Raw genomic sequence first — 20,256 nt, forward strand, 5'->3', positions numbered from 1 at the left:
GTATCGGTCCCGGCCGGTGGAGTCCGACGTTTCGTCCGCATCCACGACGGTCCGGCGATTCGGCGGTGTTGCAGGGCTGCGATGAGCGCTGCCGGGCGAGAAGGGCGTCACCCGACGCGAACGAGTCATCTTCCGGCGGAGCGGTAGAGCCCGGAGGCGAACCGTCATTGCTCGGCCGATTCCGGCAGGCTTTGCCGCAGCAGCGCGACAAGCGCTTGCCCGGCATCGTCGAGCGCGCCGGAGTTGTCGATCGATGCGATCGCCGCGCCGGCGGGCGCCGTCCACGCGACCTTGCGTTCGAGGCGTGCGCGCACCTGGTCGGCGGTTTCGCGGCCGCGTGTCGCGAGCCGTGCCGCGAGCACATGCGGTGCCGCGTCGATATGGACCACCCGAAGCTGCGGGTAGCGCGCGAGTGCGAAGGGCAGGTACGCGCGCGAGCCGTTGACGACGACCGTGCAGCCCTTCGCGAGCCACGCGTCGATCTCGATGCCGACCCCGTAGCGCAGCGCGTGGCTCGTCCATTCGAGCGCGAACAGGCCGAGCGCCGAGCGGGCGGCGAACTCCTCGTCGTTCAGCGCGATGTGATTTTCGTGATCGCTGCCGGTGCGCGTGATGTAGCGATGCGCGAACGCGATCCGCTCGTGCCGCAGCCGCGCGCGGGCGTACGCGAGCAATGCGTCCTTGCCCGCACCCGACGGCCCCATCACATAGACGAGCGGCGCGGCGCTCATGAGCACGCGGCGTCCGTCGCGAACGGCAGCCGCTGCCACAGCACGAACGGCGCGCCCGGTCCGGGTTCGACGAACAGCGCCGCGGCGTCGACGGGCAGCGGCCCGAGCGCGGCCGCCGCGTCCCGCCACCAGCCGATCAGCACGTCGCGCTCGGCCTGCCCGGCCAGCGAATCGGACAGGGTCATGTGGAAGCGGAATTCGTCGAGCACGTACGGATAGCCCCATTCGTCGAGCAGCGCCTGCTGGCGCGCGGTGAGCGGATGCGCGCCGCGCCGCGCGCGTTCGGCGGCCGACGGCATCGTGCGCAGCGGCGTGAATGCGCGCAGCGCATCGGCGGCCAGCGCGCGCATCGCCGTATCGCCGGCCTCGGTGGCCGCGCGCAGCGCGACGAAGCGCCCCAACGCGGCAGCCGCGATGTCGAGCGTGAATGCCGGCTGCCGCTGTGCCCAGCGGCGGGCCTGCGCGAGCAGATCGCCGGGCGCGACGCCGCCGGCGAGCCGGAACGGCGCCATCAGCGTGCCGTGCCAGCCGTAGCGGGCGGGCGACGCGGTGACGGCATCGACCGGCCGCCGCAGCGCGGGCGGCTGAGGCGGCGCGCAGGCGGCGCCGCTTTCCGGATCGCGGCCGAGCCACGCGCAGCCTGCCCGCCACCACGCCGAATCGCGCGGCGGCGCGTAGTAGATCGCGAAGCGCGCGTGCGCCGGCCAGCGCGCGTCGAACTCAGCGCCGGCCGGGCACATCGTCGTTCTCGATCATCAGCTGCACGCGATCGGCGACGAAGTGCGTGATGCCGTACTTGATCGGCTGGCCTTCGAGATCGACGTCGACGTTCTCGACCCACAGCACCGGCTGCTGCCGGTTGATGTTGAGCCGCCGCGCGATGGCCGCCTCGGGCAGCACGCTGCCGATGCGGCTCCACTTGCGCAGGTAGTCGGTCACGCCGTGTTCCGCCAGCGCGTCGGTCACGCGGCCGCTGCGTTCGAGCGCGGCCGGGAGGTTCGCGAAGCGCGCGGCGGGATACGAGCTGCGCGCGTAGGTGAGGGGAACGCCGTCCGCCTCGTGGATCGATTCGATCCGGTACACGTAAGCGCCGGCCCGCAGGCCGAGCGCTTTCGCGACGACCGGATCGGCCTTCACGCGCGCGGCGGACAGCATCTTGCCCACCGAGGTCTGATGGTGCCGGCCCAGGTTCTCGGTGAAGCGGGTGCGGCGGCCGATCGTGTAATCGATCGCGCCCGACTGCACGAAGGTGCCGCGCCCCTGCTCGACGCTGACGAGCCCGGCGGCGGCCAGCCCGAGCATCGCGCGGCGCACGGTGTGCCGGTTGACGTCGAAGCGCTTCGCCAGTTCGCCTTCGCTCGGCAGCCGGCCTTCGTCGCCGAAGCCGTTCGCCGCGATCTCGGCCGCGAGGATCTGCTCGATCTGCCGCCATACGGAAACGCCGCCGCCGCGTTCGAGGTGCGTGTCCTGCAGGGCCGGGTCGTTCGATGTCATGGCGTTGTCATTCCCTTGCGATTCAATTGGCGTCGCGCGCATTGTAGTGCGGCGCCGATGGCGATTGTGTGAAATCCCGTCGATATCGTCTAGACGTATCTTAACTCTAAACGTCTAGACGTTTAGACAATAGAGTGGTTAAATTGTCTCGGCCGATGGTCCCGATCCTCCCGGAGTTCCGATGAACGCCTCTTCCGTTGCCGATGCTTTTCCTTCCTCGTCCGAGCGGCGAGCCTGGCTCGCCGTGCTGGCGCGAGTGCCGCGCGCGGATCTCGAGGCGGCGCTCGATCGCGTGCTGGCGGGTACGGCCCGGCCGTCGTTCGACTGGCTGCGCGCCCCGGAAATCGGGCTCGCGATGGTGCGCGGCCGGATCGGCGGCACGGGCGACGCGTTCAATCTCGGCGAGGCCACGGTCACCCGCGCGACGCTGCGGCTGCGCGACGGCGCGACGGTCGGCGTCGCGTGCCATCTGGGCCGCGACAAGCGCCGGGCCGAGCTGGCGGCGCTGGCCGACGCGCTGCTGCAAATACCCGAGCGGCACGTCCGCGCGCATGCGGAGCTGATCGAGCCGTTCGGCGCGCGGCAGGCCGCCGCGCGCGCGGCGCGGGAGCGGGAGACCGCGACGACCCGGGTCGAATTCTTCACGATGGTGCGAGGCGACTGATGCTGCATCCGCAAATAGCCATTTCCGACGTTCCGCCCGGTTTCGCCGATCCGGTGCACGACACGCAGCGGGCGTTCCGCACGCTGCTCGACACGTTGTCCCGGCCCGGCACGATCGGCCATCTCGATCCGGTCCGTCCCGAGTCGCCGGCTCCGCTGCGCTCGCGGGTCGCGCCGGCGGCGTTCGCGTCGCTGCTCGCGCTGTGCGACGACTCGACGCCCGTGTTTCTCGGCGAGGCCGACGCGGTGCTGGCGTCCGCCGTGCGCTTTCATACCGGCGCGCCGATCGCCGGCGAACCGCACGACGCGCGGTTCGCCTATCTGCACGATCCGGACGCGCTGCCGCCCCTCGAGCGCTTCGCCTGCGGCATGCCGGACGCGCCCGAGCAGTCGGTGACGCTGTTCATCCGGGTCGAATCGCTGATGGGCGGTGCCGCCGTGCTGCTGCGCGGCCCCGGCATCGAGCAGGCCCGGACGATCGCGCCGGAGGGCCTGCCGCCGCGCTTCTGGCAGGAGCGCGCGGCGCTCGCGCCGCTGTTTCCGTGCGGGATCGATTGCTATCTGGTGTGCGGCCGGCAGTTGGTCGGCCTGCCGCGCACCACGCTCGTGGAGGTGTGCTGATGTACGTCGCCGTCAAGGGAGGCGAGCGCGCGATCGAGGCATCGTGGCGTTTGCTGGAACAGGCGCGCCGGGGAGACACCGCGCTGCCGGCGATCAGCGTCGCGCAGATCCGCGAACAGCAGCGGCTGGCCGTCGCGCGCGTGATGGCGGAGGGCTCGCTGTACGACGAGGAGCTGGCCGCGCTCGCGATCAAGCAGGCGGCGGGGGATCTGGTCGAGGCGATCTTCCTGCTGCGCGCCTATCGGACCACGTTGCCGCGCATCGGCTACACCGTTCCCGTCGATACCGGCGCGATGCGGATCGCGCGCCGCATCTCGGCCACCTTCAAGGACATTCCCGGCGGGCAGTTCCTCGGGCCGACCTACGACTACACGCAGCGCCTGCTCGATTTCGCGCTGCTCGCGGAGCAGGGCGACGCGGCGCCGGCGCCGGCCGCGCCGCTACCCGATACGCCGCGCGACGCCGAGCCGATGCCGCGCGTCGTGTCGCTGCTGGATCGCGAAGGGCTGATCGAGCAGGAAGCCGTTTCGCCGGACGCGGGAGAGCCGGGCGACCTGTCGCGCGAGCCGCTGCAATTCCCGGCGGATCGCGCCACCCGCCTGCAGAATCTCGCGCGTGGCGACGAAGGCTTCCTGCTCGCGATGGGTTACGCGACCCAGCGCGGCTACGGACACTCGCATCCGTTCGCGGGCGAGCTGCGGTTCGGCGCCGTCAGTGTCGAGATCGCGCTCGACGAACTCGGCGGGGACACCGTGGAGATCGGCGACATTGAACTGACCGAATGCCAGATGGTGAACCAGTTCGCGGGCGGCAAGGGCGTGCCGCCGACCTTCACGCAAGGCTACGGTCTCGCGTTCGGCCACTCGGAGCGCAAGGCGATGGCTATGGCGCTGGTCGATCGCGCGCTGCGCGCGCAGGAGCTGGGCGAGACGGCCGGCGCGCCGCCGCAGGACCCGGAATTCGTGCTGCTGCACAGCGATAACGTCGAGGCGTCCGGCTTCGTGCAGCATCTGAAGCTGCCGCACTACGTGGATTTCCAGGCCGAGCTGGAACTCGTGCGCCGCCTGCGCGCGGGCGCCGCGCCGGAACCGGCCGGTCACGCCGCGCCCCTCGAATCCGGCATCACGGAGGACATTTCGCGATGAACGCACCCGACAGGTCTCCGGCCGGCGAACCGGGCGAACGCGCGGCCGACGGCTACAACTTCGCGTATCTCGACGAGCAGACGAAACGGATGATCCGCCGCGCGCTGCTGAAGGCGGTCGCGGTGCCCGGCTACCAGGTGCCGTTCGCGTCGCGGGAAATGCCGCTGCCGTTCGGCTGGGGCACGGGCGGCATCCAGGTGACCGCCGCGCTGATCGGCCGCGACGACACGCTGAAGGTGATCGACCAGGGCTCGGACGAGACCACCAATGCGGTCAACATCCGCCGCTTCTTCGCGCGCACGGCCGGCGTCGCGACCACCACCCGCACCGCCGACGCCACGCTGATCCAGACTCGCCACCGGATTCCCGAAACGCCGCTGACGGAGCGCCAGATCATGATCTACCAGGTGCCGATGCCCGAGCCGCTGTTCAAGCTGGAGCCGCGCGCTACCGAGTGCGGCAAGCTGCATGCGCTGGCCGACTACGGGCTGATCAGCGTCAAGCTCTACGAGGACATCGTGCGCCACGGCAGCATCGCGACGACCTACGACTATCCGGTGATCGTCAACGGCCGCTATCTCAGCTCGCCGTCGCCGATCCCGAAGTTCGACAACCCGAAGCTGAACATGAGCCCCGCGCTGCAGCTGTTCGGCGCGGGCCGCGAGCGGCGCATCTATGCGATCCCGCCTTACACGCCGGTGCGCAGCCTCGATTTCGACGACCATCCGTTCGAGGTGCAGCGCTGGGACAGCGCCTGCGCGCTGTGCGGCTCGCGCGACAGCTTTCTCGACGAGATGATCGTCGACGACCGGGGCACGCGGATGTTCGTCTGCTCCGACAGCGACTACTGCGGCGAACGGCGCGACGCCGGATCGGGCGAGGCCGCGCCCGATCCGGCGCCCCGGCCGCGCGATGCGCGGACCGTGGGAGAGCCGACATGACGCCGCTATTGAGCGCCCGCCGCCTGACCCGGCGCTTCGGCGGCCGCAACGGCTGCGCGAACGCGAGTTTCGATCTGTATCCGGGCGAGGTGCTGTGCATCGTCGGCGAATCCGGCTCGGGCAAGACGACGCTATTGAACCTGCTCGCGCTGCGCGGCGAGGCCGACAGCGGCACGCTGCACTACACCCTGAGCGACGGCGAACGCGTCGACCTGTTCGCGCTGCCGGAGCCGCGCCGCCGCCTGCTGATGCGTACCGAATGGGGCTTCGTCCAGCAGAATCCGCGCGACGGGCTGCGGCACGGCGTGTCGGCCGGCGCGAACATCGGCGAGCCGCTGATGGCGGTCGGGGCGCGCCATTACGGCCGGCTGCGCGATACCGCGCGCGACTGGATGGCGCGCGTCGAGCTCGATCCCGGCCGGATCGACGATCTGCCGGCGACGTTCTCGGGCGGGATGCAGCAGCGGCTGCAGATCGCGCGCAATCTCGTGATCGGACCACGCCTGGTATTCATGGACGAACCCACGGCGGGCCTCGACGTGTCGGTGCAGGCGCGCCTGCTCGATCTGCTGCGCACGCTGACCTCGACGCTCCGGCTGTCGATGCTGATCGTCACGCACGACATCGGCGTCGCGCGGCTGCTCGCGCACCGGCTGATGGTGATGCAGGGCGGCGAGATCGTCGAGTCCGGCCTGACCGACCAGGTACTCGACGATCCGCAGCATCCGTACACGCAGATGCTGGTGTCGTCCGTCTTACCCGTATGAGGACCTCGATGCACGCCATCGCTTCGTTTGATCCGGCGCGCGCGTTCGCGTCGAACCCCGCGCTGATGGTGCACGCGGCGGGGGTCGGCAAGACCTTTACGCTGCACGGGCAGGGCGGCATCCTGATCGACGCGCTCGCGAACGTGTCGCTCGACGTCGAGGCCGGCGAATGCGTCGTGCTGACGGGGCCGTCCGGCGCGGGCAAGAGCACGCTGCTGCGCTGCATGTACGGCAACTATCTGGCGAGCGCGGGCGGCATCGCGATCCGCCGCGACGCTCGGGCCGGCGGCCACGTGGTGCTGACGGACGCGCAGCCGCACGAAGTGCTGCGGCTGAGGCGCGACGTGGTCGGCTACGTCAGCCAGTTCCTGCGGGCGATTCCGCGCGTCGGCGCGCAGGCACTGGTCGCCGCGCCGCTGCTCGCGCGCGGCGTCGACGCAGACGAGGCGCACGAGCGCGCGGCGCAGCTGCTCGCGCGGCTCAATGTGCCGCCGCGCCTGTGGCCGCTCGCCCCGGCGACGTTTTCGGGCGGCGAGCAGCAGCGGGTCAACATCGCGCGCGGGCTGATCGCCGGGCATCCGGTGCTGCTGCTCGACGAGCCGACCGCGTCCCTCGATGCGGAAAACCGCGACGCGGTGGCCGGCCTGATCGTCGAGCTGCGTCAGCGCGGGACGGCGATTGTCGGTATCTTTCATGACGAAGAGACGCGCCGGACGGTCGCGACCCGCTGCGTCGAACTGAGCGCGCCGGGACGCGGCGCGTCTTCCCTCCAATGAAATCGATGGATCGCAGGGGCATGCAATGTTGATCAGCAATGCGCGTATCGTGACGCGCGACGACGTTTTCGTGGGCGCGGTACGGATCGAGGACGGCACGATCCGCGATCTGACGCGCGGCGCGACCGCCGCGCGCGACGCCGAGGACTGGGACGGCGACTACCTGCTGCCGGGGCTCGTCGAGCTGCACACCGACAATCTCGAGAAGCATCTCGCGCCGCGCCCGGGCGTGCACTGGAACGTCGACGCGGCGTTCGTGATCCACGACGCGCAGATCGCGGCGGCCGGTATCACGACCGTGTTCGATTCGCTCGCGATCGGCACCCGCCTGAATGTCGGCGTGCGCGGGCGCGAGGTGCAGACGCAGTGCGCGCAGGCGCTCGAACGCTTCTCCGGAAAAGGCCTGCTGCGCGCCGAGCATTTTCTGCATCTGCGCTGCGAAGTCGCGACCGAGGACGTGGTCGACGTGTTCCGCGAGCTGGAGCGGCATCCGAAGCTCCGGCTCGCCTCGGTGATGGATCACACGCCGGGCCAGCGGCAGTGGCACGATCCGGACCAGTGGCGCCGCTTTCAGGAGCGTCACGGCAAATGGACGGACGAGCAGGCGGCCGCGACCTTCGCCGAACTGGCGGACGAGCAGGCGCGCTACGCCGACCGTCACCGGCGCGAGATCATCGCGCGCTGCGCGGCGCTGGGCGTGCCGGTGGCGAGCCACGACGACACCGTGATCGAACATATCGAACAGGCTGCCGCCGAGGGCATCTCGCTCGCGGAATTCCCGACCACGCTCGCGGCCGCGCAGGCGGCGCGCGAACGCGGCATCGCGACCATCATGGGCGCGCCGAACGTGGTGCGCGGCGGCTCGCATTCGGGCAACGTGTCGGCGCTCGAGCTGGCGCGGGCGGGCCTGCTCGACATCCTGTCGTCCGATTACGTGCCGTCGAGCCTGCTGATCGCGGCATTCGAACTGGTGCGCCGGGCCGAGTGGACGCTGCCGCGCGCCTTCGCGACGGTGTCGTCCGAGCCGGCCGCGCAGGCGGGGCTGCACGACCGCGGCGCGATCGCGCCGGGTCTGCGCGCCGACTTCGTCCGGGTCGCGATGCACGGCACGCTGCCGGTGCCGCGCGCAACCTATCGGGCGGGGCAGCGGGTGGTGTGAGCCGGCCGTCCGGGCAGTCGCGGGAAACGGGCCGGACCCTGCGCGGGGCCGGCCCGTTTCGTTTGTGACGCGGCGATGGCGAAGCGATGAAACGCCATCGGATCGCCTTCTCCATGTCGTATAGACGTTTATACATTTTCACCGGATTGTCACCGCGCGTTCCTAGAATCGCCCGCATCGATTCCCCGGCCGTGGCCGGATCTTTCGACGGGAGCTTCATGGACGCCATTCGCATCGAACGTCTTTCCAAGACGTTCGCCAACGGCCGCAAGGGACTGCACGAGATCGACCTGCGCATCGCGACGGGCGAGATGGTCGCGCTGATCGGCGCATCGGGCTCGGGCAAGTCGACCTTGCTGCGCCAGATCGCGGGCTTCGCGGCGGCCGATCCGCAACCGTCGCGCATCGAGATTCTCGGCCGGCCGATCCAATCGGACGGCCGGATCGCGCGCGAGGTCCGGCGCATGCGTCGCGATCTCGGCTTCGTGTTCCAGCAGTTCAATCTCGTCAACCGGCTGACGCTCGAAACCAACGTGCTGATCGGCGCGCTCGCGCGGCTGCCGGCGTGGCGGCGCTTGACCGGCCGCTTTCCGCGCGGCGAACGCTCGCTCGCGCATGCGGCGCTCGCCGAAGTCGGCATCGCGGACCATGCGCGGGAGCGCGCGGCGAATCTGTCAGGCGGCCAGCAGCAGCGCGCGGCGCTCGCGCGCGCCCTCGTGCAGCGGGCGCGCATCATCCTCGCCGACGAGCCGATCGCGTCGCTCGATCCGGCCTCGTCGCAGCGCGTGATGGAGATGCTGCGCAAGCTCAACGCCGACCACGGCCTGACCGTGCTGGTGTCGCTGCATCAGGTCGACATCGCGATGCAGTTCTGCCCGCGCACGATCGCGCTGCGGCGCGGACGGGTGGTCTATGACGGGCCTTCGGCCGAACTGAGCGCCGCGCGCCTGACGCAGCTATACGGCGACGACGCGGACGAACTGCTCGACGGCGCCGCCGCCGCGCCGCGCGCGGCCGTCGAACCGATGCCGCGCCGCGAGCCGCATCGCGCCGCATCGGTGCACTGACCGCGCGTTTCCGACCCCGCATGCCGATCCGGCAGGCTTCCCCCCTCGAACGGACTCACCGATGACACCCCTTCGCTCCCTGCTCGTCTGCGCTACCGCGCTGATCTGCGTCGCGGCCCGCGCCGACACGCTGAACTTCGGCATCATCTCGACCGATTCGTCCGCCGTGCTCAAGCAGCGCTGGCAACCGCTGATCGACGACCTCAACCGTCAAACCGGGCTGGACGTGAAGGCGTTCTTCGCGACCGACTACGCGGGCATCATCGAAGGCATGCGCTTCAACAAGGTGCAGATCGGCTATTTCGGCAACGCGTCCGCGCTGGAGGCGGTCGAGCGCTCGAACGGCGAAGTGTTCGCGAAGGTGCAGCACCCGAACGGCGAGGCCGGCTACTACTCGGTGCTGATCACGAACGTGAACAGCCGCTTCAAGACGCTCGACGACGTGTTTCGCCATCCCCGCGACGTGACGCTCGGCTACGGCGATCCCAATTCGACGTCGGGCTCGCTGGTGCCGGGCTATTACCTGTTCGCGAAGCGCAACGTGTCGGTGCGCAACGGTTTCAAGGCGGTGCTGCCGTCGAGCCACGAGGCGAACCTGCTCGCGGTGGTCAACAACAAGATCGACGTCGCGACCAACAACACCGATGCGCTGGGTACGCTGAAGGCCGGCCATCCGGCGCAGTACGCGCAGGTGAGGGTGCTGTGGACCTCGCCGCAGATCGCGTCCGATCCGCTCGTGTGGCGCAAGGATCTGCCGCCGGACGTGAAGGCGAAGCTGCGCGACTTCTTCTATCGCTACGGCAGGCGCGATCCGCACGAGAAGGACGTCATGGCGGGCATTCGCAGCTTCGTCGGGTTTCTGCCGTCGTCGGATCGGCAACTGGTGCCGGTGCGCAAGATCGTGCTGTTCCAGCGCAAGCAGAAGATCGAGGCCGACACGACGCTGTCCGACAGCGAGCGCAACACGCAGGCGGCCGCGATCGACGCGCAGCTGAGCGCGCTCGAGACGGCGGCGCAGCCGTGAACGCGGCCGATCTGCCGGCGGACGCGAACGGCCGGCCGCGAGGCGAGATCGCGCGCGCGGCCGGGAAGCGCGGCGCGCTCGCATGGATCGCGTGGATCGTCGCGCTGGCCGTGCTCGGCGCCGCGTGGCGCGGCGCCGACATGCGGCCGCTCGACCTGCTGGCCGACAGCGCGAACATGGGCGAGTTCGCGCGCGGCTTCTTCCCGCCGGACTTCTCCGAGTGGCGGCACTATCTGGGCGATCTGTCCGTGACGCTGTCGATCGCCCTGTGGGGCACCGCGCTCGCGATCGTCTGCGCGGTGCCGTTCGGGCTGATGTCCGCGCGCAACCTCGCGCCGGCGTGGCTGCTGCAGCCGGTGCGCCGGCTGATGGACAGCTGCCGCGCGATCAACGAGATGGTGTTCGCGATGCTGTTCATCGTCGCGGTCGGACTCGGGCCGTTTTCCGGGGTTCTCGCGCTGTGGGTGCATACGACCGGGGTGCTCGCGAAGCTGTTCGCCGAGGCGGTCGAGGCGGTCGATCCGCGTCCGGCGGAGGGCGTGCGCGCGACGGGCGCCGCGCCGCTCGACGAGATCGTCTACGCCGTGCTGCCGCAGGTGCTGCCGTTGTGGATCTCGTATGCGCTGTATCGCTTCGAGTCGAACGTGCGCTCGGCGATGGTGGTCGGGATGGTCGGGGCGGGCGGGATCGGCGTCGTGCTCTACGAGGCGATCCGCTCGTTCAACTATGCGCAGACGGCTGCCGTGCTGATCCTCGTGATCGCCGTGGTGATGCTGATCGACCTGCTGTCGGCGTGGCTGCGCGCCCGCGTCACCTGACTCCCGGCGGCGCGGGCCGACACCGGATTCCGATTCAGCTCGGCGCCAGCTGCGCGCCGAACAGCTTGTCCGATGCGCGGTCCGCCGCTTGCAGCGCGGCGTTCGCGCGGGTGCGCAGCGCCGCGTGGTAATCGCGCAGCGCGCCGGACCACGAGGCGGCGCCGGCCGCGCGCGCCTGCGCGAGCCGTCCGGCCAGATCGGCGGCGTCGGCGAGCGCCGTGTTCGCGCCCAGGCCGGCGGCCGGGCTCATCGCGTGGATCGCATCGCCGATGAAGGCGAGCGGGCCGGCCGGCAGCGTGCCCAGGTCGGGCGCGCGCCGCACCGGCTGCAGCGCGAGCGAATCGGGCGTCGCGTGCCGCAGCAGCTTGCGGACCCGCGGATGCCAGTCGCGGGTCCAGTGGGCGACGCTGTTCAGCCAGACATCGGCGGTGCGGTGCGTCCCGGCCGGTTCGATGCGCGGCAGGCGCGCGTCGGGGCCGATGAACGCCCAGTACAGATAGTCGTCGACGTGGGTGAGCCCGCAGGTGTGCACGAACGCGGGGCCGGGCACGACGAACGGCGCGCGAAAGCGCATCGCGTCCAGCACGGCGGCGAAGCCGTCCGCGAAGATCACCGAGGTGCCGGTGCCGAGATCGGCGCCCGCGACCGCGCGCAGCTCGGGTGTGAGCGGCGTCTGGCCGTATACGCATATCGCGCCCGTCGGCGCGGGTTCGGCGTTCGGCAGCGCGCGCCGGCGCACGGTCGAATGCACGCCGTCGGCCGCGACGAGCAGGCTCGTGCGCCGCAGCTCGCCGTCGCTGAAATGCACGGCTACCTGACGGTCCGCGTCGATCGCATAGCCGGCGAACGCCTTGCCGAAGTGCACGTGGGCGGAAATCCCGTGCAGCAGGATCTCGCGCAGCGTGAGGCGATGGGCGCTGAGATCGCCGGCGGCCTCCGGCCCGGTGGCGGCGGGCTGCCAGGTGTCGGCTGCGCGTCCGTCGAGCGCCGCGAGCCGCGGGTCGACGAACCGCCCCGCCGACGCGGCCGCCGCGCAGGTGTGCCGGAACAGCGCGTAGAGGTCGTCGGGCAGGCAGTGCGCGAGCGCGCGCTGGCCGGCCTCGTCGATCCGGATCCGGTAGCCCTGGGTGCGGCTTTGCGGCGCGGCATCGCGCTCGTACACGTCGAACGCGATACCCGCGCGCTTCAGGCCCTGGGCCAGGCACAGGCCGCCCAGCCCCGCGCCGACGATTGCTACGTGAAAGGAAGGCATCAGCGTGATTCCGCGAAGAGAGTCATGCGTGACAGCATGCGCCGCAATCGGTTTGCTACGATAACCGTATTCAGACCAGAAATAATGAATAACGGACAACGCGCGGCCCGGCCGGCGCGCATCGGAGCGAAACGGATGGCGATCATCGATTACACGGACGGGCTCGGCGGCCCGGCGCTCTGGGTGCTGGAGGGCTCGGACGATCCGTCGAGCGAATTCCGGCTCGGCACCCGCGAGTACGACTGGCACGGCCACGTACACGGCCAGTTCTTCTGTATCGAGAGCGGGCTGATACATGTCCGGACCGCGCAGGGCTCGTGGCTGCTGCCGCCGCATCGCGCGGGCTGGATGCCGCCCGGCGTCGAGCACAAGATCAGCGTGAGCGGGGTGATGCGCGGCTGGGGCGTGATGATCGAGCCGTCGAGCTGCGCGGCGCTGCCGGACGCGCCCTGCGTCGTCGGCCTGAACGAACTGGTGGCCGCGCTGGTGCGGCGCGCCGCCGGCTGGTCGCGCAAGAGCGTGCTCGATGCGGCGCAGGAGCGGCTCGTCGCGGTGCTGCTCGACGAGATCGTCGCCGCGCCGCGCGAGCCGCTGCATCTGCCGATGCCCGACGATGCGCGCCTGCTGCGGCTCGCGAACCGGCTCGCGCAGCACCCCGACCAGGGCGCGACGCTCGACGAACTGGCGCGGGCGGTCGGCCTGTCGGCGCGGACGGCGCGCCGGCTGTTCCTCGCGGAGACCGGCATGAATTTCGTGCACTGGCGGCAGCAGGCGCAATTGACCTACGCGCTGGAGCGGCTCGCCGGCGGCGACGCAGTGGGCGATATCGCCGACGCGCTCGGCTATGCGACCGCCAGCAATTTCATCGCGATGTTCCGCCGCGCGCTCGGCGCGTCGCCGGGCAGCTACTTCGCGCGGCGTTCGCCCCCGCGCTGAACGTCGCGCGGTGCGGCGAGCCTACTGTTTTTCCGAAGGCTGGCCACGGCAATCCCACATTGTTCGCCGCAAGCTTCGTCATGAGAATGACTGACATCGCATCCCGTCCACGAGTCAGTCGCCATGTTCCCGCTCCACGCCCGTCTCGTCGCCGCCCGCGCGCGCAGCTGGCTGTTCACGCCCGGCACGCGTCCCGATCGTTTCGCCAATGCGTCGAAACACGGCGCCGACGTATTGATCGTCGATCTCGAAGACGCGGTGCCGCCGAATGAAAAACGGCTGGCGCGCGACAACGCGCGCGTGCTGTTCGGCCGTGCCCGCGACGCCGCGCCGCTCGTCGCGGTGCGCATCAACTCGATCGCCAGCCGCCACGGCCTCGACGATCTCGCGCTCGTCGCCGATGCGGTGCAGCCGCCCGATTTCGTGCTGTTGCCGAAGATCGAATCTCCCGACCCGGTCGCGCAGGCGGCGGCGCTGCTCGGCGCGGCCGGCCGCGCCGCCGCGCTGATCCCGATGATCGAATCGGCGCGCGGGATGTTCGCGGCCGCCGCGATCGCCGGAGCCGGCCCGTGCGTGTGGGGGCTGATGTTCGGCGCCGCCGACTACGCATCGGACGTCGGCGCGCAGCCCGGGGCGCGCGCGCTCGAGCTGGCGCGCTGCACGGTCGCGGCGGCCGCCGCGTCGGCCGGCGTGCGTGCGATCGATGCGCCGTGCTTCGCGCTGCACGAGCCGGACGCGCTGCGGGCGGAGCTGGATTTCGCCGTCGACAACGGCCTGCACGCGAAGGCCGCGATCCACCCCGCGCATGCCGGCGCGATCAATGCGGCGTTCACGCCGTCGCCCGCGCGCATCGCGTGGGCGCGCGACGTGCTGGCCGCGAGCGAGCGCGGCGCGGGCGTCGTCGCCGGCCGGATGGTCGACGAGGCGATCGCTCGCGAGGCGCGCCGCGTGCTGGCCGGCGTCTGACGCGCGCCGCTTTGTCATTTTTTCGAACCCCGTCCCTGCCAAGGAGCCTCTCATGAGCGAACACATTGCCGCCTACCGCCGGATCGGCGAACACCGCTACCGCGAAACGTCGGGCCTCTACTACGAGGATTTCGTGCCCGGCACGATCTACGAGCATCGCCCGGGCCGCACGATCACCGACGTCGACAACATCTGGAGCACGCTGCTGACGATGAACACCCAGCAGGTCCATTTCGACGCGGCCTACGCGGCGAAGACCGAATGGAAGAAGCTGCTGGTCGACAGTACGTTCACGCTCGCGCTGATCACCGGGATGAGCGTGCGCACGGTCAGCGCGAAGGTAGTCGCCAACCTCGGCTGGGACAAGGTTCGCGCGACCCATCCGGTTTTCGCGGGCGATACGCTGTATGCGGAATCGACGGTGCTCGGCAAGCGCGAATCGGCGAGCCGCCCGACCCAGGGCATCGTGACCGTCGAGACGCGCGGCACCAACCAGGACGGCCGCACGGTGATGACGTTCGAGCGCACGATGCTGATCCACAAGCGCGGTCACGCGCCCGAAACCGAAACGAATTATTGAGGAGAGGCGAAATGGGTGCCGAAGCACGCTACCGGGATCGCCTCGCGACGCCCGACGACGCGGTGGCCGGCCTGCAAAGCGGCACGTCGATCGCGCTCGGGATGGCGATGTCGCAGCCGCCCGCGCTGCTCGATGCGCTGGGCCGGCGCGCCGCCGCGGGCGATATCGACGCGCTGAAGGTTTACTACTTCCATGCGGAAGCATTTCTGCGCGAGAACCTGCTGCGCTACGAACTGATGGGCCGCATCGAGCCGCACTGCATGTTCCTCGGCGCGCCGGAGCGCGCGCTCGTGCGGCAGGGCGTGGAGGACGGCAACCGCAAGGTCGTGTTCTACGTGCCGAACACGTTCAGCCAGTCGCCGCGCCTGTTCGCCGATCACATACCGGTCGACGCGATGCTCGTGATGGTGTCGCCGATGGACCGCAACGGCTACTTCACGTTCGGCACCAACAACGACTACACCAGCAGCGTCGCGCGCTCGGCGCGGCGCCTGATCGTCGAGGTGAATCCGAACATGCCGCGCGTGTTCGGCGCGTCGCTGCTGCACGTGTCGGAGGTGGACGCGATCGTCGAGTCGGACCATCCGCTGCCGGAACTGAAGCCGAAGGCCGCCACGGCGCTCGACCGGACCATCGGCGCGCTGATCGCGGAACTCGTGCCGGACGGCGCGTGTCTGCAGATGGGGATCGGCGCGCTGCCGAACGCGGTGTGCGACGCGCTCGCCGGACACCGGCATCTCGGCATACACACCGAGCTGCTGACGCCGGGGCTGGTCGAGCTGGTCAGGCGCGGGGCGGTGGACAACAGCCGCAAGGCGATTCATCGCGGCAAGAGCGTGTTCACGTTCGCGATGGGCGAGCGCGCGCTTTACGATTTCCTGAACGACAACCCGTCGCTGGAGAGCTATCCCGTCGACTACGTGAACGATCCGGCCACGATCGCCCGCAACGACTCGGTCGTCTCGGTCAATTCGACGATCGAGATGGACCTGACGGGGGCGTGCAATTCGGAGCACGTGAACGGCCACCAGTACAGCGCGTCGGGCGGCCAGCTCGATTTCGTGCGCGGTGCGTATGCGTCGCGCGGCGGCAAGTCGATCATCGCGTTCCATGCGACGGCGGGCCGGGGCCGGGTGTCGAAGATCGTCGCGCGGCTCGCCGGGCCGGTGACGACGCCGCGCACCGACACGCATCTGGTCGTAACGGAGTATGGTGTGGCGAATCTGAAGGGACTGTCGTCGACCGGCCGGGCGGCGGCGCTGATCCGGCTCGCGCATCCGGACGTCAGGGAGGCGCTGACGATCCAGGCGCGCGAGCTGCACCTCATCTGATTGTCTTCAACGGAGTGGAGCACAGCATGGCTAAATCAACCATCGCCGACTTTCTCGCCCGAACGCTCGAAGCCGCCGGCGTGGAGCGGATCTGGGGCGTCACGGGCGACAGCCTCAACGGCCTGTCGGACAGCCTGCACAGGCTGGGGTCGATCCGCTGGATGCACACGCGCCACGAGGAAGTGGCGGCATTCGCGGCCGGCGCGGACGCGGCCGCGACCGGCCGGCTCGCCGTCTGCGCGGGCAGCTGCGGGCCGGGCAATCTGCACCTGATCAACGGCCTCTACGATTGCCACCGCAACCATCAGCCGGTGCTCGCGATCGCCGCGCATATCCCGTCCTCGGAGATCGGCCTCGGTTATTTCCAGGAGACCCATCCGCAGGAACTGTTCCGGGAATGCAGCCATTATGTCGAGCTGGTGTCGAACCCCGCGCAGTTTCCGCGCGTGCTCGCGACCGCGATGCGCACCGCGATCGAATCGCGCGGCGTGGCGGTGATCGTGCTGCCCGGCGACGTCGCGTTGAGCGACGCGCCCGACGAAGCGCCGACGTGGAGCGCCAGCGCGCCCGCGACCGTGACTCCCGCCGAGGCCGACATCGACCGGCTGGCCGCGCTGCTCGACGCATCGGACGCGGTGACGCTGCTGTGCGGCAGCGGCTGCGCGGGCGCGCACGACGAGGTGGTCGCGCTCGCCGATCTGCTGGGCGCGCCGACCGTGCACGCGCTGCGCGGCAAGCAGCACATCGAATGGGACAATCCGTACGACGTCGGCATGACCGGGCTGATCGGCTTCAGCTCCGGCTATCACGCGATGATGTCGTGCGACACGCTGGTGATGCTGGGCACCGATTTTCCGTACCGGAATTTCTATCCGTCGCACGGCAACGTCGTGCAGATCGACCGGCGCGGCGCCGCGCTCGGCAAGCGCGCGCCGCTCAAGCTGGGCCTCGTCGGCGACGTGCGGGCGACCTTGCGGGCGCTGCTGCCGAAGCTCTCGCGCAAGGTCGATCGCCGCTTCGTCGACAATGCCCGGCAGCACTATCAGGCGGCGCGCAAGGGGCTCGACGATCTTGCCCGGCCGTCCGCGCCGGGCCGCGCGATCCATCCGCAATATCTGACGAGCGTCGTCGACCGGCTGGCCGCCGACGATGCGGTGTTCGCCGCCGACGTCGGCACGCCGACCCTGTGGGCCGCGCGCTATCTGACGATGAACGGCAAGCGGGCGCTGCACGGGTCGTTCAATCACGGCTCGATGGCGAACGCGATGCCGCAGGCGCTCGGCGCGCAGGCGGCGGACCCCGGCCGGCAGGTGATCTCGCTGTCGGGCGACGGCGGCTTGTCGATGCTGCTCGGCGATGTGTTGAGCGCCCGCCAGCTCGACCTGCCGATCAAGGTCGTGGTGTACAACAACAGCTCGCTCGGCTTCGTGGCGATGGAAATGAAAGCGGGCGGCTATCTCGATACCGGCACCGACCTGAGTCCGACCGATTTCGCGGCGATCGCGCGGGGCGCGGGCATCCACGGCATCCGGGTCGAGACGTCGGAGGCGCTCGAGGACGCGCTGCGCGACGCATTCGCGCGGCCCGGGCCGGTGCTCGTCGATGTCGTGACGTCCAAGCACGAACTGGCGCTGCCGCCCAAGATCCAGTGGGCGCAGGCGAAGGGGTTCAGCCTCTACATGCTGCGCGCGGTACTGAACGGGCGCGGCGACGAGGTGCTGGAACTCGCGCAGACGAATCTGCGCTGATACGTCGGCGTCGCGCGACGGCACGGCGGGCGGCCGCCGCGCGGTTCATTCGGCTTGCTTGATCGTGACGAATGCAGCCGTTTCGTAAGGAACGGTCACGGTATCGCGGCCGCGCAATTCGGGTTCCGCGTCGATCAGCGCGCGGACCTGCGCATCCACCCGCGCGCGTTCTCCGTCCGGCAGCGCCGCGATGAAGCTGGTCGAGCGCACCCGGTTCAGCACGACGTCTTCGGGCGAGCCGGCATGGCCGATCGAGAAATGCGCTTCGTGCAGCGGGCCGAAGCCGGGAAACGGAAACGCGCCGCGCCACGCGCCGCTTTGATAGCGCGGCGTATCTCCCTCGTATCGATCGACGATCCGGTCGAGCCGGGCGACCCAGCCGACGCGCGCGTCGCGCATGTTCCAGATCAGGCCGAGCCGGCCGCCGGGTTTCAGCACCCGGTGGATGCCGGCGAGCGCGTCGCGGGTCGCGAACCAGTGGAACGACTGCGCGCAGACGAGCGCATCGACCGACGCATCGGGTAGCGGGATCGCATCGGCGGTGCCGTCGAGCGCGGTGACGCCGGGCAGCGCCGCCAGCTTCGCGCGCATCGCGGCAACGGGTTCCACGGCGATCACGCGGGCGCCCGTGGCGACGAGGCGGGGCGTGAACTTGCCGGTGCCCGCGCCGAGATCGACGGCCGTCGTGCCCGGGCCGAGTCCGAGCGTGTCGCGCAGCCAGTCGGCGACGGCGGGCGGATAGTCGGGGCGGCCGCGCACGTAGGTATCGGCGGTCGTCGAATAGCCTTCGGACGCGGCGTGATGAACGGTACCGGCGGTCGACTTCATCGGAATGCTCCTGGATGGATCACGCGTGCGCGATGCCGCGCGTCGATCGCGCGATGATAAATCGCTTTCATCGCGGTCGCTCGCCGGGGGCGTCGCGCCGTCCGATACGGGTAACGTTGCGCGGTCGAATCTCCAGTCGGACAGTTTTACCGGTGGACTTTCGTCTGACGCGATTCAATTCGATTCAATCCGTTCATGTAAATATATTTAATGTCATGGAATTATTTCCTGTCGGGGTGAAATGAGCGAATTCGACTCGATGGATTGGACTTTGGTATTAGGACATCTTAAGATCTGAGCCCCACTCAATAAAATGTCGAGCGAATCGCTTGCGTCTTTTCGCCGCTGGGCTGCTTCCATGAAAATCCTGATCGTCGACGACCATCCCCTGGTGCGCGAAGGCGTGTCCGCGCTGCTGCATCGGGATGCGGCCGACACCGAAGTCGTGCAGGCGGGCAATGTCGCCGACGGATTGCGGATCGTCGCGGAGCAGGGCGATCTCGACATCGTCGTGCTCGACTTGCTGCTGCCGGGCACGGACGGCTTCGCCGCGATCGGCGAGTTCATCGACAGCCGGCCCGATCTGCCGGTCATCATCCTGTCGTCGTCGGAAGACCCCAACGTCGTGCGCAATGCTTTCGCGCACGGTGCGTCGGGGTTCGTGCCGAAATCGTCGAGCCGCGGCACGCTGGCCGCCGCGATTCGGCTCGTGCTGAGCGGCGATCTTTACGTGCCGCCGCTGATCATCGAATCGGTGTCGTCGATCCGGCCGTCCGGCGTGAGGAAGAACATGCTCACCGAGCGGCAGGTCGAGGTGCTGCGCTGCCTGTGCGAGGGGCTGGCGAACAAGACGATCGCGGCGAACCTGGGCTTGTCGGAGAAGACGGTCAAGGCGCACATCACCGCGATCTTTCGCGCATTGAACGTGGTCAACCGGACCCAGGCGGTGATCGCCGCCCGCGAGGCGGGCCTGATTTAGCGGCGCGGCGCGCGGGCGTGCCGCGTCGCGGCGGGAGGCGTTGCGGATCGCTGCGTGCGCTGGCAGCCGCGCGGCACATGCGGCGTATCGCGGCACAGGCGTGCTGCGTCGCCGCACAGGCCGCCTGCATGGCGACGTAGGTGTCTCGCGTCGCGTCGCACGCCGGCATGGCCGCGTAAGCGGCCCGCATCGCGGCACAGGCCCGCTGCATCGACACGCAGGCGGCCAGCATCGATGCATAGGTGCTGCGCATCGTCGGCGTGCCCGCGCCGCGGGTGATCGCGCCGGCGATCCGTATCGCGGTGCCGGCGGCCTGCATCGCGGCGGAGGCGGCCCGCATGGCTGCGCTCGGCGCGCGCATCTGCGCGTGACGCCCCGCTTCGGCCGCGAGCTTGCCGGCGAGCGTGGTCGCGTTCCGGCACGCCGCGAG

At 70.0% G+C, this 20,256-nt stretch carries 22 protein-coding genes; 17 read left to right on the forward strand and 5 right to left on the reverse strand.

What is annotated here, in order from left to right; genetic code table 11:
* Positions 1-164 precede the first annotated feature (164 nt).
* The 3 genes from phnN to phnF are packed head-to-tail and all read right to left on the reverse strand — an operon-like array spanning position 165 to position 2,225.
* Entirely contained in the window at positions 165-731 is a 567-nt protein-coding gene (gene phnN / locus RZR99_RS00930) for a phosphonate metabolism protein/1,5-bisphosphokinase (PRPP-forming) PhnN (protein WP_323117837.1), read from the reverse strand.
* Positions 728-1,471 carry a DUF1045 domain-containing protein gene (locus tag RZR99_RS00935; protein ID WP_323117838.1) on the reverse strand — a complete coding sequence of 248 codons (744 nt, stop codon included), beginning with the start codon at positions 1,469-1,471 and terminating at the stop codon, positions 728-730. Before RZR99_RS00935 ends, phnN begins: the two co-directional genes overlap by 4 nt.
* Entirely contained in the window at positions 1,452-2,225 is a 774-nt protein-coding gene (gene phnF / locus RZR99_RS00940; RefSeq protein WP_323117839.1) for a phosphonate metabolism transcriptional regulator PhnF, read from the reverse strand. Before phnF ends, RZR99_RS00935 begins: the two co-directional genes overlap by 20 nt.
* A 181-nt stretch (positions 2,226-2,406) precedes the next feature.
* Here phnF and phnG point away from each other — a divergent pair, with 181 nt between their 5' ends.
* The 10 genes from phnG to phnE all read left to right on the forward strand — a co-directional run bounded on the left by phnG (position 2,407) and on the right by phnE (position 11,206).
* Entirely contained in the window at positions 2,407-2,889 is a 483-nt protein-coding gene (gene phnG / locus RZR99_RS00945; protein WP_323117840.1) for a phosphonate C-P lyase system protein PhnG, read from the forward strand.
* Positions 2,889-3,509: a phosphonate C-P lyase system protein PhnH gene (gene phnH / locus RZR99_RS00950; protein ID WP_323117841.1), complete on the forward strand. Its 621-nt coding sequence runs from the start codon at positions 2,889-2,891 to the stop codon at positions 3,507-3,509. The genes phnG and phnH overlap by 1 nt, the downstream gene beginning before the upstream one ends.
* Positions 3,509-4,654 (forward strand): carbon-phosphorus lyase complex subunit PhnI, encoded by a 1,146-nt coding sequence (locus RZR99_RS00955; protein WP_323117842.1) that lies wholly within the window; start codon positions 3,509-3,511, stop codon positions 4,652-4,654. The genes phnH and RZR99_RS00955 overlap by 1 nt, the downstream gene beginning before the upstream one ends.
* Entirely contained in the window at positions 4,651-5,595 is a 945-nt protein-coding gene (locus RZR99_RS00960) for an alpha-D-ribose 1-methylphosphonate 5-phosphate C-P-lyase PhnJ (protein ID WP_323117843.1), read from the forward strand. The genes RZR99_RS00955 and RZR99_RS00960 overlap by 4 nt, the downstream gene beginning before the upstream one ends.
* Positions 5,592-6,362, forward strand: coding sequence for a phosphonate C-P lyase system protein PhnK (gene phnK / locus RZR99_RS00965; protein WP_323117844.1), 771 nt, complete (start codon positions 5,592-5,594; stop codon positions 6,360-6,362). Before RZR99_RS00960 ends, phnK begins: the two co-directional genes overlap by 4 nt.
* Positions 6,363-6,370: 8 nt before the next feature.
* Positions 6,371-7,138 (forward strand): phosphonate C-P lyase system protein PhnL, encoded by a 768-nt coding sequence (phnL, locus tag RZR99_RS00970; RefSeq protein WP_323117845.1) that lies wholly within the window; start codon positions 6,371-6,373, stop codon positions 7,136-7,138.
* Between the two features lies 1 nt (position 7,139).
* The gene (locus RZR99_RS00975) at positions 7,140-8,297 is read left to right on the forward strand and encodes an alpha-D-ribose 1-methylphosphonate 5-triphosphate diphosphatase (RefSeq protein ID WP_323118023.1); all 1,158 of its coding nucleotides are present in this window, start codon (positions 7,140-7,142) and stop codon (positions 8,295-8,297) included.
* Between the two features lie 218 nt (positions 8,298-8,515).
* The gene (phnC, locus tag RZR99_RS00980) at positions 8,516-9,364 is read left to right on the forward strand and encodes a phosphonate ABC transporter ATP-binding protein (RefSeq protein WP_323117846.1); all 849 of its coding nucleotides are present in this window, start codon (positions 8,516-8,518) and stop codon (positions 9,362-9,364) included.
* Between the two features lie 61 nt (positions 9,365-9,425).
* Positions 9,426-10,388 carry a phosphonate ABC transporter substrate-binding protein gene (gene phnD / locus RZR99_RS00985; protein ID WP_323117847.1) on the forward strand — a complete coding sequence of 321 codons (963 nt, stop codon included), beginning with the start codon at positions 9,426-9,428 and terminating at the stop codon, positions 10,386-10,388.
* A complete protein-coding gene (phnE, locus tag RZR99_RS00990) occupies positions 10,385-11,206 on the forward strand; it encodes a phosphonate ABC transporter, permease protein PhnE (protein ID WP_407655386.1) in 822 nt (273 codons plus the stop codon). Before phnD ends, phnE begins: the two co-directional genes overlap by 4 nt.
* A 34-nt stretch (positions 11,207-11,240) precedes the next feature.
* Here the strand turns inward: phnE and RZR99_RS00995 are convergent, their stop codons facing one another.
* The gene (locus RZR99_RS00995) at positions 11,241-12,458 is read right to left on the reverse strand and encodes an FAD-dependent oxidoreductase (RefSeq protein ID WP_323117848.1); all 1,218 of its coding nucleotides are present in this window, start codon (positions 12,456-12,458) and stop codon (positions 11,241-11,243) included.
* A 135-nt stretch (positions 12,459-12,593) separates the two neighbouring features.
* Here RZR99_RS00995 and RZR99_RS01000 point away from each other — a divergent pair, with 135 nt between their 5' ends.
* The 5 genes from RZR99_RS01000 (at position 12,594) to poxB (ending at position 18,019) form a co-directional block, all read left to right on the forward strand.
* The gene (locus RZR99_RS01000; RefSeq protein WP_323117849.1) at positions 12,594-13,394 is read left to right on the forward strand and encodes an AraC family transcriptional regulator; all 801 of its coding nucleotides are present in this window, start codon (positions 12,594-12,596) and stop codon (positions 13,392-13,394) included.
* A gap of 123 nt (positions 13,395-13,517) precedes the next feature.
* Positions 13,518-14,360 (forward strand): aldolase/citrate lyase family protein, encoded by an 843-nt coding sequence (locus RZR99_RS01005; RefSeq protein WP_323117850.1) that lies wholly within the window; start codon positions 13,518-13,520, stop codon positions 14,358-14,360.
* Between the two features lie 52 nt (positions 14,361-14,412).
* Entirely contained in the window at positions 14,413-14,940 is a 528-nt protein-coding gene (ripB, locus tag RZR99_RS01010) for a (R)-specific enoyl-CoA hydratase RipB/Ich (RefSeq protein WP_323117851.1), read from the forward strand.
* An 11-nt stretch (positions 14,941-14,951) separates the two neighbouring features.
* Entirely contained in the window at positions 14,952-16,271 is a 1,320-nt protein-coding gene (locus tag RZR99_RS01015; protein WP_323117852.1) for an acetyl-CoA hydrolase/transferase family protein, read from the forward strand.
* A gap of 26 nt (positions 16,272-16,297) precedes the next feature.
* Positions 16,298-18,019, forward strand: a complete 1,722-nt coding sequence (gene poxB / locus RZR99_RS01020) for a ubiquinone-dependent pyruvate dehydrogenase (RefSeq protein WP_323117853.1) — start codon at positions 16,298-16,300, stop codon at positions 18,017-18,019.
* A gap of 45 nt (positions 18,020-18,064) precedes the next feature.
* Here poxB and RZR99_RS01025 read toward each other — a convergent pair whose 3' ends face one another.
* Positions 18,065-18,847: a class I SAM-dependent methyltransferase gene (locus RZR99_RS01025; protein ID WP_323117854.1), complete on the reverse strand. Its 783-nt coding sequence runs from the start codon at positions 18,845-18,847 to the stop codon at positions 18,065-18,067.
* 358 nt (positions 18,848-19,205) lie between these two features.
* Between RZR99_RS01025 and RZR99_RS01030 the strand changes: the two genes are divergently transcribed.
* Positions 19,206-19,826, forward strand: a complete 621-nt coding sequence (locus RZR99_RS01030) for a response regulator transcription factor (protein ID WP_323117855.1) — start codon at positions 19,206-19,208, stop codon at positions 19,824-19,826.
* Positions 19,827-20,068: 242 nt separating this feature from the next.
* Positions 20,069-20,197 (forward strand): hypothetical protein, encoded by a 129-nt coding sequence (locus RZR99_RS01035; RefSeq protein WP_323117856.1) that lies wholly within the window; start codon positions 20,069-20,071, stop codon positions 20,195-20,197.
* Positions 20,198-20,256: the final 59 nt, after the last annotated feature.

Origin of the sequence: Burkholderia alba (genome assembly GCF_034721475.1) — a bacterium.
Taxonomy (GTDB): Bacteria; Pseudomonadota; Gammaproteobacteria; order Burkholderiales; family Burkholderiaceae; genus Burkholderia; species Burkholderia alba.